Origin of the sequence: Shimia isoporae (assembly GCF_004346865.1) — a bacterium.
GTDB lineage: Bacteria > Pseudomonadota > Alphaproteobacteria > Rhodobacterales > Rhodobacteraceae > Shimia > Shimia isoporae.
This window is the reverse complement of the sequence record NZ_SMGR01000003.1, coordinates 460096-471905: the sequence shown is the minus strand read 5'-3', so window position 1 is coordinate 471905 and position 11810 is coordinate 460096. Positions and strand designations below refer to the sequence as shown.

Annotated in this window: 9 protein-coding genes; 1 reads left to right on the top strand and 8 read right to left on the bottom strand. The window is 59.0% G+C overall.

The window, feature by feature from the left end:
• Window positions 1–114: 114 nt before the first annotated feature.
• The 5 genes from BXY66_RS16580 to BXY66_RS16560 are packed head-to-tail and all read right to left on the bottom strand — an operon-like array spanning window position 115 to window position 6497.
• Entirely contained in the window at window positions 115–2226 is a 2112-nt protein-coding gene (locus BXY66_RS16580; protein WP_132861493.1) for an NAD-dependent epimerase/dehydratase family protein, read from the bottom strand.
• 2 nt (window positions 2227–2228) lie between these two features.
• Window positions 2229–3194: a glycosyltransferase family 2 protein gene (locus BXY66_RS16575; RefSeq protein ID WP_132861492.1), complete on the bottom strand. Its 966-nt coding sequence runs from the start codon at window positions 3192–3194 to the stop codon at window positions 2229–2231.
• Window positions 3191–4411 (bottom strand): glycosyltransferase family 4 protein, encoded by a 1221-nt coding sequence (locus tag BXY66_RS16570; RefSeq protein ID WP_132861491.1) that lies wholly within the window; start codon window positions 4409–4411, stop codon window positions 3191–3193. Before BXY66_RS16570 ends, BXY66_RS16575 begins: the two co-directional genes overlap by 4 nt.
• Window positions 4408–5376: an NAD-dependent epimerase/dehydratase family protein gene (locus BXY66_RS16565; protein WP_132861490.1), complete on the bottom strand. Its 969-nt coding sequence runs from the start codon at window positions 5374–5376 to the stop codon at window positions 4408–4410. Before BXY66_RS16565 ends, BXY66_RS16570 begins: the two co-directional genes overlap by 4 nt.
• A complete protein-coding gene (locus tag BXY66_RS16560; protein WP_132861489.1) occupies window positions 5364–6497 on the bottom strand; it encodes a Gfo/Idh/MocA family protein in 1134 nt (377 codons plus the stop codon). The genes BXY66_RS16565 and BXY66_RS16560 overlap by 13 nt, the downstream gene beginning before the upstream one ends.
• Before the next feature lie 87 nt (window positions 6498–6584).
• Here BXY66_RS16560 and BXY66_RS16555 point away from each other — a divergent pair, with 87 nt between their 5' ends.
• On the top strand, window positions 6585–7427 hold the full coding sequence (locus tag BXY66_RS16555; RefSeq protein ID WP_243694410.1) for a WecB/TagA/CpsF family glycosyltransferase: 843 nt from the start codon (window positions 6585–6587) through the stop codon (window positions 7425–7427).
• Window positions 7428–7449: 22 nt separating this feature from the next.
• Here the strand turns inward: BXY66_RS16555 and BXY66_RS16550 are convergent, their stop codons facing one another.
• From BXY66_RS16550 to BXY66_RS16540, 3 genes are read right to left on the bottom strand one after another with little or no spacing between them, the layout of a single operon-like run.
• Window positions 7450–8199 carry an SDR family oxidoreductase gene (locus BXY66_RS16550; protein WP_132861488.1) on the bottom strand — a complete coding sequence of 250 codons (750 nt, stop codon included), beginning with the start codon at window positions 8197–8199 and terminating at the stop codon, window positions 7450–7452.
• Window positions 8186–9745: a GMC family oxidoreductase N-terminal domain-containing protein gene (locus tag BXY66_RS16545; protein WP_132861487.1), complete on the bottom strand. Its 1560-nt coding sequence runs from the start codon at window positions 9743–9745 to the stop codon at window positions 8186–8188. The genes BXY66_RS16550 and BXY66_RS16545 overlap by 14 nt, the downstream gene beginning before the upstream one ends.
• Entirely contained in the window at window positions 9745–11733 is a 1989-nt protein-coding gene (locus BXY66_RS16540; RefSeq protein ID WP_132861486.1) for an acyltransferase family protein, read from the bottom strand. The genes BXY66_RS16545 and BXY66_RS16540 overlap by 1 nt, the downstream gene beginning before the upstream one ends.
• Between the last annotated feature and the right edge of the window lie 77 nt (window positions 11734–11810).

Genomic DNA, 11810 nt, shown 5'->3' with positions numbered 1-11810 from the left:
GTTTCAAAACGATGAACCTCCCCGAGTCTGAGTCTATTCCCAAACGCAGGTGCTTACACTTAACAAAGGGTTAATTGGTTAAACGGTGCGGCATGTGTCAAATTTTTGCCTGTGTCAGAAACCAAGCAAATTGGCCTCATCAATCGCTTTGTCCAGAAACACGTCTCGGCGGCTTTCTGGACGCCAGCCAAGGACTCGTTTCGGCTGGCTGTTGTCGAATGGAGAGAAATGCGCACGGCTTCGCCAATCGGCCAGTGATGGATTGGACAGACCGCCACGGCGGAACACATTCTTTTTGAGCCAGTATTTCACAGTTGCAGTGGAATAAAGCACAGCAAGATGGCTGGGTTTGACCTTGATACGGGCGCCAAGGCGGGCCGCAATGGCATCGAAGTAGTCTCGCGCCGACAACATCGGCTCGCCCACTAGGTTGAATGTTTCCCCCAGTGCGGCGTCAACCTCGGCCATCAGAACGAGAGCCTCCGCCACGTCGTCGTTCAGCACAAATGGAATGATGTGTTTGCCGTTGCCCCAGATGCGGACAGCGCCTGCGCCGTGCCAGCGACCGATGCCCCAATGCTGCAGTGGGCCGCCGTGCCCGACAACAATGCCGGGTCGCGCAATCACGAGAGGTAGGGCGTGCCTTCGGTGCATTTCCAGCAATCGCGCCTCGCACTCAGCTTTGGAGCGTGCATAGATATTGCGGGCCTCCATCTCCCCGAAATCCGTGTCTTCGGTGATCGTGACGTCCGGATCGGACATGTCATAGCTGGCGATCGTGCCGGTATAGATGAAGCGCTGTACGCCGGCAGCGTTGGCGGCGCGGGCGATGTTTTCGGTGACTTCGACATCGTTCTTCAGAGCGGCATCCCAAGTGGCGTCCATGGATTTGCCAAGGTGGTAGGCGATCTCGATACCGTCAAAAGCAGTTGAAAGCTGCTCGGGGTCAGACAGGGAGGCGCCAAACAGTTCGACGTGATCCGCAATATCGTCAAAGGGTCCGTTCTGGCCCCGGGACAGCACGCGCACATCTCGGCCTTTGTCGACCCACGCACGGGTCAGGGCGCGACCGATAAATCCGGTACCGCCGATGATCAGAACCGTAGGCTTGGGTTTTTTCCGGCTGGCGGGTTTGGGTTTCTTTTCGCCGGCGGGAAGCAAGGCAATTGCTTCGTCAATGGCTGTCATGACCTTGATGGCGCTGGTGCCGTCAAAACGTGCGTCCAACGGGCGTCCTGAGCGGATCGAGGTATAGAAGGCGCCGGATAGTCCGGCAAAACTGAGTCCGTAGGGCGACTTGCGGTTCAGCGATACAAGCTGCCGTGTTCCATTCACGACGCCTTCACGCAGATGCTGGGCCGCAAGACCCATTTGGCGCAGGAAAGGATTTGCAACGATGTCGGCTGCGTTTTCAGCGTCGACCACAAGTACGTCATGCGCGTAGTCGTATCGCGCAGTGGCGGTCGACCCGTGCAAAGTCACGGACCGGTCGTCCATTGTTTCCACCAAAGACAGGTTGATCGTGATGCTGACATCACCTGCGCTTGCAAGGATGCGGAAACCTTGCGGACGGGTGGTGTCGCCCGGAATCGCGACGGGTTTGGAAAGCGCAACATGATGCACGTCGACGGAACCAAAAAGGTCGACGGCGAACGCAAAAAGATGCGGTCCCAGTTCGAGCAAGAGGTTTTTGGGTTCATGCAACAGCCACAGGCCAAAGGGCCCCGAGCGCAGCGGCGCAAGCGGGAAGTGCCAGTTGATTTCGGCGGCAGCAACACGGCCGATTTCGCCGGCTTCGAGCCGGGTTTTCAGGCGCTGATAACCTGGCGTGCCAATAAAGTTGTGACCAGCGGCAAAGGTCCGGCCTGTTTGCGTGGCAATGTCGGCGATTTCGCGGGTTTCTGATCCCGAAAGCGCCACCGGTTTTTCCACCAGCACATGCGCGCCGCCGCGCAGACAGGTTTCGGCCAAGAAACGGTGCGTCTGCGGTGGTGTTACGATATGGATGGCGTCCGCCACATTGGCGGCCAACATGGCATCCAGATCGGTGTAAGGCGTGATGCCATAGGAATGCGCCAAAGCTTCTGCTGCTGCTTGTGAGCGGTCACAAACAGCGACCAGTTCTACCCCGGGTGTCGCCTTGATCGCCCCGGCATGCCAGTCGGCAATGTAGCCTGCGCCAAGAAGGGCTGCACGGATGGGACGGTTGGGATCTAGGGTGCTCATAGTCACTTATACTCGATGATGTGCATGGCGCGACCTCGCAGGCGGCGCCAATGGAACATGATCATGCCGATCATGTTGGGCAATTTGGACAGTGTCAGTAGACGGGCGTGACGGCGTGCTTCCCAGCCGGGCAGACCATCAGAAATCAGACCCTTTGTCGTGCGAATATAGTTCATCCCAAAGAGGGCAACAACGACCAGAAACAACACCGCCGACCCGCTCAGCCCGATCAGGAGGAGCAACGGAAGCAACAGCCCGTAGATCACGGCTCGCAACTGTTCGCGCCGGAAATAGGGCGGGTGCATCCAGCCGACCTGTGCAAAGCCGTGGCCGGTACGGACCGCACGTTGCCACCACTGTGAAAACCGCAGCATGGCGGCGTCGTGACGCGTCATTTCTACGGGAATGCGACGCAGGCTCCATCCAGCCTTGGAAAGCCGAACACAGAATTCGTCGTCTTCGGCGGCAATCACGGTAGGGTCAAAGCCACCGGCTTGCAGGAACGCGTCGGAGCGTACCATCATGTCACCGCCACAAGCCGCGATTTCGCCGGCAGGGCGGCGCCATTCGAATTCGCACATGGCATTATAAACCGAGCGTTCCGGATAAAGTTCTGCGCGCCAGCCCGTGACAAGGCCAAGGTCCGGGTTGTCTCTTAAAGCGGCTTCGCCTGCATCGATCCAGCCGTCAACAACCTTGCAGTCGCCATCCACGAACATCACGAATTCCGGCAGATCTCCGGTGCGAGCCAAAGCATCAAAGCCAGCTTGGCGGGCGCGGGCCGCGGTGAAGGGCTTGTCGCGTTCCAGCTCGACGACCAGCGCACCTGCCTTGCGGGCTTCGGACACCGATGTGTCCCAGCTGCCGCTGTCGACATAAACGATTTCAGCGCCTTGTTCCCTGAGCGAAGCAAGACATGCCACGAGGCGCGCGCCCTCGTTACGGCCAATGACGATAGCTGTGGTCATTGCGTATCGACCTTTAGCAACTGCGCAAGTCGTGCAGCCTCGGTGGACACGGTAAAGGCGGCCTGAACCCGCTCGCGCCCATGCGCGCCCATCTCGGCAGCGCGGGTTGGATCGGCGAGTATGGCTGCGATTGCACGGGTTAGCGCGTCGGTATCACCGGGCGGCACGAGCAGACCCGATTGACCGTGCTCCACGAGTTCGGGCACACCTGCAATTTGTGTCGTGACCACCGGCCGTGCGGCGGCCATGGCCTCCATCAGAACGACGGGCACACCTTCGGCAAAGCTTGGCAAAACAAAAAGGTCTGTTTCTGCCAGCGCTTCCGCCACCTCGGTTTGGTTCTTGTAGCCGACAAAATCGACGTGCTCGGCTATGCCTGCTGTCTGCGCCTGATGCTCCAACGCCTTTCGGCCCGGACCGTCCCCGATCACCGTGAGTTTCAAATCCGCAAAGTCAGCAATCAGGGGTACCATTGCGCGCAAGAGGATTGGCAGACCTTTGACCGGAGCCAGGCGCCCGACAAATAGCAGCCGGTGCCCCGAAGGTGGCCGTGTGTCGGCATAGCGCTCCGGATCTACGCCACAATGTACGATGTGCAACTTGTGCCAGTGTTTTGGGTCGGACAATGCCATCGCCTGTGAGCGGCAGAAATGGCTGATACAGGCCACAAATCTCGCCCTCGCGATTTTTTCGTCCAGCCGCCAGTGATCAGGCGCAAAGAAGATGTCCGGTCCGTGAAGGGTAAAACTATAAGGGATGCCCGACATTTCAGACATCAACATCGCAACCGTGCAGGACGACTTGGCAATGTGATTGTGAAGATGTCCAACACCCTTTTTCCGCAGGTGCTGCGCGAGAACGGCAGCTTCAGCAAAGTAGAACAGTTGATAAAGAAAACCGCGCAACCCCGGCGGCGCGGTTCTCAGAGCCAGAAAGAGCGCGCGAAAATACCCGCCCGGCCGCCGTGCAAGTGCCGCGAACTGGGCTGCGATCAGGGTGATTGGCGATTTGGCCGCTGCGAGCACATAAAAGGTATTGGCCGCTTCTGACCGTTGTTCCTCACCCACGTGATGCTCAGTGCCGGTGCGGCGTATGGAGCATGTTTCGACAGGTATGCCCTGATCGCGCAACGCTGCCACCTCGCGCTGGATGAAAGTATCCGTGGCGCGGGGATATTCCCCTGTCAGGTAGGCAATTGGATTTGACGTCTGGGTCACTGGGCCTGCTCTTTTTCGATGGCGTTTTGCATAGCTATCTCAAAGGGCAGATTTGTGACAGGGCCAAGGCGTTTGTGCATCAGTTCGTTGGAATAGTGCAAAGGCTTGTGACGGGCTTCCAATACCGGGCGGCGCAGCAGCCCCGGCACCGCAGGTGTGTTGGGGGTGACTCTAGCAATCAGGCGCATCAGTGACAGTGGCAACGGCAGCACAACAGCCGGCCATCCAATAGCGCGGAAGGCATTTGTAAACCGGCGACGCGACGGCTGGTCATCATCAATCACGTTGATGGTTTCCGCGCCGTTCGCTGACTGGCTTGCCTTCACAAGGCATTCGGCGGCGAGTTCCACGTCACAAAGTGGCAGTTTTCCTCCACCATCAATCGAGAACAGAACCGGTCCCACTGCAGGACCAATATGGGCATTAAACAGGCGCGTTGGTCCCCAAACGGCTCCGAGGCGCAGGGTTGTCAGCGCAAATCCGTAGAGCACCGAAGCGGCATGTAACATGTCCTCCTGTTCGTACTTGGCGGCGGCATAGACGTCGCGACCTTTGACGCCAGTCTTGCAAAGTTCCGATAGGGTGTCGCCGTCGGAAAGCGAGGTCACGTCGTAGACCGACAGGGATGCGGCGAGAACAACATGAGGCACTTCGGCTTTGACCACCGCCTCGATCAGGGTTTGCGTGGCGTCCAGCGTGTCGCTTTCGTGATCACCGGCCATAGCGGCGGCACAGTGGATCACCGATTGCACCCCATCGAGATAGTCCGCAAGGTTTTCGGTGCTGGCGAGGTCCAGCACCGTGATGTCGATGCCAGCGTCCTGTCGCCAGTGGGCGGGCACGGCCTCGGCACGGCGCGCGAAGACGCGCAATTCAAGACCCGCAATCCGCGCGGCCTCGACCGTCCGGCGTCCGATGAAGCCGGTCGCGCCGGTCACAGCAATCGGGGATATCATGTCGCCCATGACATCGGAGGCACCGGATCACAGCGTGTGGACATATCTTGCGCGATTCCGTCTTCGCGGGCGTTTTGGATCGCCAGAGTTACTTCGGTCAGGTGCAGCCCGAAATCCGCGCTCAGGCGGCAAGGCCGGCTCTCGGCCAGGGCATCCAGCATTTCAGCAGGGCCAAGCGCGAAGTTCATCGCAGCGGCGCCCCAGCGATCAACTTTGGGGTGGGTCTCTCCACGCAATCGCAGGCGCTTGCCAATGGGGTCTTCGATCAGACGGCGTCGCAGGGTCATACGACGATGGTATTTCACCGGCGCGTCATTGTTCCAGCTTTGTTTGACCTGCAAAACGCCCTTGTCGCCAAATAGCCGAATGCGATGGTCGTGGCTTGCTATGATAGAGCAAGTCAAACGAGCTGTTACCCCGCTTTCGAAAAACAGGGTCGCCGTAGAAAAGTCTGGTGTTCCACTCACGGGTTTGTCCGGCAGCGCTTCTGTAGAAGCAGCTACAACGCGGCGCACAGATCCGAACATGGCGATGAGCCACGTGAGGTAATATCCGGCGTGTTCAAGCGTGCACCCGACTGTAAATTCGTCCTTGGCCGGCCAAGGCGCGCCGCTGTCGCTGACCCAGTCGCCATATGGGGCTTGCGGAATGAAACCGTCGTCGAGTTCGGCATAGACAAGCCGTACGGGGCCGGCGGTCTCGTCTCGAACGGCCTTGGCCAGAGTTTGGGCCGCCTCGCCCAGAACGGAGCAAGGCGCGGATGAGAGAAGTAGACCTTTGGCGGCTGCCAATTCATGCAATTCGATGGCCTGATCCATCTCGGTAGCCAGCGGTTTTTCCGAGTAGACGTGATGACCGGCAGTCAGGCAGGTTTTGGTCACGTCATAATGTGCGTCGGGGTTGGTGAGATTCAGGACCACGGATCCCGCAGGCAGGTTGCCGAGGAAACGGTCCATGCTTTCAACACCGCGCAGGTTCCAGTGGTCGCAAAACGCAGCCATGCGGGCAGGATTGCGGTCATACACCTGCGATACCGCTATATCGGGGTGTTTCCCAAGTGAGCGCATATAAAGGTCAGCCACAAATCCACATCCGATAATCGACACACTGCGGGCGACTGGGGCACTCATAACTTTGGTCCTTTGTTCAATAGCTTGGCTCAAATATAGAGCTTCTTTGTAGCGAGACCAGCAAGACGGGTAAAATCCGCAACAGTTGTGGCGAAACAGGCCCAAACGGCAGGTTTTGGCCGACGTGCGGCTGCCATTGGCGACTTTGGGTGCTACCGTGGCGCAAAATTCGGGGACACAGGCGTGAAATTCAACACGGTTGAAGGCGAAGTCACGGTCAATCTGGCTGATATGACGGCACTGCGGGACGCGGTGGCCGTGCGGTTCGCCGAGTCGCGCGGGTTCGCTTTGGCGACGCTCAACCTCGATCATCTGGTGAAATTGCGCAAAGACAATGCCTTTGCGCGGGCTTACAGGGCGCAGGATTTTGTGGTGGCGGACGGTAATCCGGTGGTTTGGCTGTCCAAATTGGGCGATCGTCCGGTGACTCTGTTGCCGGGCTCAGAACTGGTTGGGCCTTTGGCGGAAATGGCCGCGGATGCAGGTGTTACCCTAGCGCTGGTCGGCAGCACGGAAGAGTCGCTTGCGGCAGCAGCGGACGCGTTGATGGCACAGGTTTCGGGGCTTGAGGTGGTTTGCCAGATAGCGCCACCAATGGGGTTTGACCCTGAAGGCGAGGCTGCGGCCGACGTGCTGGCAGAGGTGGCTTCCAGCGGGGCCGGATTGGCATTTCTGGCGCTGGGCGCGCCCAAGCAGGAAATTCTGGCGGCGCGGGGTTTGGACATCGCCCCGAATGTTGGATTTGCCAGTGTTGGAGCAGGGCTCGACTTCCTTTCGGGTGCGCAACGGCGTGCGCCCAAATGGGTGCAGGCAATTGCTATGGAATGGTTGTGGCGTTTGTTGAGCCGTCCGTCGCAACTCGCCATGAGATATGCGCGTTGTTTCGCGATTTTACCGGCGCTGGTGCGAGAGGCGCGACAACTGAAGTGAAGGTCGTGCGCTGGCCTCGGACTCACAAACGTCGGGCAGGCCGTTTACGCATCAGGAGCGTGTCTTTGACACGGCCCTTGAGACCCTTTGGGGGCAGGATTTCCCGATCCATTTCCCACACCGTGCCGTTCATGCTGCGGTCTGCGTTGAGCGCCAAAGACGCCCCCCATTTGGCCGCGGTTGCCGGTTCCAGCCCGTCAGGCAGGCCCATGTCGGTATTCAGCACACCGGGCATCCATGTGCTCACGACAATGCCAGGCAGGCGGTCGCCCAGGTCGGCGACCAGTGCGCGCGAAAACACGGAGCACGCGCCTTTGGACACAGAGTAGGCTGCACTGCAGGGTGAAGGCGCAATGTCGGCAAAGCTCGAGACGTTCACGATCCTTCCGACGCCGGATTGCCCCATGTCCGCGAGAGCCGCGCGGGTGCAAGTCACCATACCGCCGAGGTTGATGTTGACGGTGTCCATAAAGGATTCGGTTGTCTCCGCGAGGAAATCGCGATGTGGGTAGACGCCGGCATTGTTGATCAGAACGGTCACCGGCCTTTCTATAGAGTCAAAGGCATCGCGCACTGCTTGCGGGTTGGACACGTCGGCGGGGATTGCGACGAAGGTCTCGCCAGCCAGAGCGCCCGTCTGCTCCAAAGCCGCTTCGCGCCTCCCCAAGCCCACCACAGCTTGGCCGCGGGAGCAGAGTTCGATTGCCAAAGCCCGACCAAGGCCTGAACCGGCACCGGTAACCACTGCGACACCGTCACTAAGCTTGGTCATTGTCTGCCTCCTTTCCAAGTTCCGCGATGATTGCGTCCCCGACGCGAAGAGCGTTGGCCGCAATTGTCAGGCTTGGGTTCACTCCCATCGAGGTTGGCATGAAACTCGCATCAGCCACCCAGAGGTTTTCAACGTCGTGGGTCCGGCAATCGCGGTCCAGAACGCTGGTCGCGGGATCATTTCCAAAACGTAGCGTGCCGCAGGGGTGGCCCCAGTTCAAATCTGGTCCGGTACCAAGAAACACGGTTCGAAGCCCCTTTAGACTGGAGCGGACCGCGCGGCGCAGGGTTTTGCGGCGGGCGCGCAGTTCCGGCGCGATGCTATATTTTATTCTGACGTGACGTGGGCGGTCCGGATCAAAAAGGACACGGTTTTCCGCATAAGGCAGGTCTTCAAGGATACCGACGAACAACTTGGCGTCGCCGAATAGTCGCACAGCCAGCGCTGCCGGGATGTGGGTCAGTTGTCGCAGCGGGCGCAATTTACGCAAAAGCGAGCGGTCAAAGGCCATATTCAGAAAATGCACGATTTCACCGTAGCGCGCCTCAATTCCCATAGCTTGCACCATGCCAAGACGGGTGTCGCCAGACCGATAGGTGTCGCGGAATGCCAGAGACTTGGTCGCGCCGCTGCCTTTGTGATCGCGTCCGGGCCAAAGGGCAAACATCTCATTCAGGTGAAACATCAGATTTCGCCCCACCAGACCTGAAGACCCGACGATTCCGGATGCCATGAACAAGCGGGGGGAGGCCAAAGCGCCCGCGGCAAGAACATATGCGCGGGCGGTCAGGGTGATTTCCTGTCCATTCCTGAGAGCCGTAATCGAGGTCACTCCGTGACGATCAGTATTGATCCGCGTCACCTCGGTCAGGTCGAGAACATCGGCGTTGCCGGTTTCAAGCGCTGGTTCTACGCCAGCGGAGCGGCCATCCATCTTGCATCTTCTGGGGCACTTCCGACCCAGGCAACTATTGCATCCATCCTTGTCACGCAGCGCCATGTGCCCCTGATAAGGGTGTAAGCCCGCCTTTTGCATGGCCTCAAACAAAGCGCTGTCGGCAGGGGGCATGTCCAGAGGTTCCAGAAGGTCGACCGGTTGCCCCAGCGGATCGCTGGTCCCCCGCACAAAGAACTGCGCCTCGGCCTCTTCAAAGTAGGGCTGCATTTCAGTGTAGCCAATTGGCCAGCCGCCCGTCGGATGCGGCATCTCTTCGCTGTGGTCGAGGTCATGCGGTTCGGGTCTCTCGAGCGTGGCGGCATAAAATACGGAACTGCCCCCGATCCCTGCGCCGAGCGGCGCGTTGAACGTGGTTTCAACACCGTCCACATCGGCGGTCATCGGCTCCGGCCAGAAGCCACGCACCAATCGTGCTTCTCTGTCCCAGATGTCTGCGTTGAGCTCGGTTTCCTCCATGCGAAGACCGGCAGGCCCACGTTCAACAAAAAGCACGCAGAGACCGGCTTCGGCCAACCGCCGGCCAATGGTGCCGCCGCCCATACCTGTGCCGATGACGATCACATCATGAGATCTGGTTTGCGCCTTCATCAGCCGCGCTCCGGCATGAAGACTGGAGCAAACACATCCCGAATGCGGCGTGCTGCAGAATTGGTCAGGTGGTTGTTGTCAAAGTACTGTCCTGTGCCTTCGTGCACGGCTTCGCACAGGAAGGCGTCGCAAAAGCGGTCCCAAGTGGGAAGGAGGTTTGCGCCGCTTCGGGAAACCGCCTCTTGAGCAAGCGCTGCGCGGGCATTGGCTTCGGTTCTTCCAATTGCAGCGCGCCGCGTTGCTTCGTCGGGAGTGACACGACCGTGGGCCAAGGCGCGTGCGACTTCCGGCGCGCTGTAGGTGGCTATTTCCGGCGGTTGCTCCAGCGCGAAAATGTGACGGTCGGTATCGCCAAGTTCCTTCACGGTCTGTTTTAGAGCATCGGCGAACAGCGCATCCTGCGTTGGACTGCTCAGGGTATTGCTCGACAGCGAAATGGTGTTGTGGGCATCGTTTCCCGTACCCTGCCCGGTGGCGTAGTACGCCCAGCGCCCGATCAGTATTACGTCGCGGATGTTGGGCATGTTCGACAGGGCGGTACGGATTTGGTCGTTTGCAATCGAGCACGCTGTGTCCTGAGATGCAGTTGCCGCGCTTTCCTGTTTCATAAGGTCAAAAGCCGGAGCACAACCCGCGCGCCAGATGACAAGCGCGGGTCTACCGGATTCGTTCGCGATCTGGGTCAGACCTTCAAACATCGCGCGCACGTGGCTGTCACCCCAGATAAGGATTTCCGGTTCATCGGAGGCCGGCCCGATCGGACAGGTTTCAAGACCTTCGAACGGCCCTTTCACGGCGACTTCGCACCTCGAAAAATCTTGAAGAAAATCTCCAGTGGCAGCGATGTGGATGTCGGCCTGAGGCCCAAAACGCCCGTTTACACCGTCCGCACAGAAAATAAATCCAGCCACGCCCAACAGCAGAATTGAAGCCGTGGCAGCACCGCCTATGACGACGGATCCCGTAAGAGTGTTGGCCTTACGAACAGGTTGTTCGACAAAGGCCCAACTCGCCGCGGCAAGCGCAACGCTGATGGTGATCCAGAGCGCGGTTTCAGCTGGACCGGCGTACGCTCCCTGTACGTAGGTGGTCAGGGTGAAAACCGGCCAATGCCAGAGATAAAGCGAATAAGAGATCAGGCCGATAGCGACAGGCACGCGCATCGACAGGACCCGATTCACAAAGTTGTTGTGGCGGCCATTCGCAATCAGCATCACAGTGCCCAGCACGGGAAAAATGGCTTGCCACCCCGGAAAATGCGCGTCCGGCGTTACAAACAGGATTGCGCCAATGACAATGGCGAGGCCTGCATAGCTGACGATGCCGTTGACCTTATAAGCAAACTGTTTTTCGGTTGCCCAAACTGCCAACAGAACCCCTGCAAGCAATTCCCAAGCACGGAAGGGGAAAAGATAAAACGCTGCAGGCTGGTTTCGCTCGGTCATTGGCAGTGACGCGATCAATGAGGCGAGGAACAGCGCAGCAAAGCCGATAAGCATTACGCGACGGGAGCGGCCAAGCAGTAGGAATACCAATGGCAGGAACAGGTAGAATTGCTCTTCGACGGATAGCGACCACGTGTGCAGCATTACCTTGTCTTCTGCGGCGCTGTCGAAATAACCGGACTGGCGGTAGAACAGCACGTTGGAAAGGTAAACCGTGGCGGCGATGATGCCTTTGGCTGTTTCCCGGAAGTCATTGGGCAACAGAACCAGCCAGCCGACAACCAATACAGCTACGGACATGGCGACATAGGCCGGTGCGAGCCGCTTGATGCGTCGCACGTAGAACTGACCCAGAGAAAGCCGCCCCGTGGCTATTTTCTCGCGCCAAAGGATCCCGCCGATCAGGAAGCCTGAGATCACAAAGAACACATCCACGCCAACAAAGCCGCCAGCGACTCCCGGCAGGCCAAAGTGATAGAACACCACTGCCAACACAGCGATGGCGCGCAAACCGTCGATTTCCGCTCTGTGGCTCTGGGGCATGGCATCCTTCATGTGCGCAGAAAATACCGCTTGGGCGGTGGCCGCAAGAGGCGGCCAATGTTGAACACGGACGTTGC

What these genes read in the sequence shown, in the direction of transcription:
- BXY66_RS16580 (WP_132861493.1), bottom strand. Translation starts at nt 2,226, where the DNA reads ATGAGCACCCTAGATCCCAACCGTCCCATCCGTGCAGCCCTTCTTGGC.
- BXY66_RS16540 (WP_132861486.1), bottom strand. Translation starts at nt 11,733, where the DNA reads ATGCCCCAGAGCCACAGAGCGGAAATCGACGGTTTGCGCGCCATCGCT.
- BXY66_RS16550 (WP_132861488.1), bottom strand. Translation starts at nt 8,199, where the DNA reads ATGACCAAGCTTAGTGACGGTGTCGCAGTGGTTACCGGTGCCGGTTCA.
- BXY66_RS16565 (WP_132861490.1), bottom strand. Translation starts at nt 5,376, where the DNA reads ATGGGCGACATGATATCCCCGATTGCTGTGACCGGCGCGACCGGCTTC.
- BXY66_RS16560 (WP_132861489.1), bottom strand. Translation starts at nt 6,497, where the DNA reads ATGAGTGCCCCAGTCGCCCGCAGTGTGTCGATTATCGGATGTGGATTT.
- BXY66_RS16575 (WP_132861492.1), bottom strand. Translation starts at nt 3,194, where the DNA reads ATGACCACAGCTATCGTCATTGGCCGTAACGAGGGCGCGCGCCTCGTG.
- BXY66_RS16545 (WP_132861487.1), bottom strand. Translation starts at nt 9,745, where the DNA reads ATGAAGGCGCAAACCAGATCTCATGATGTGATCGTCATCGGCACAGGT.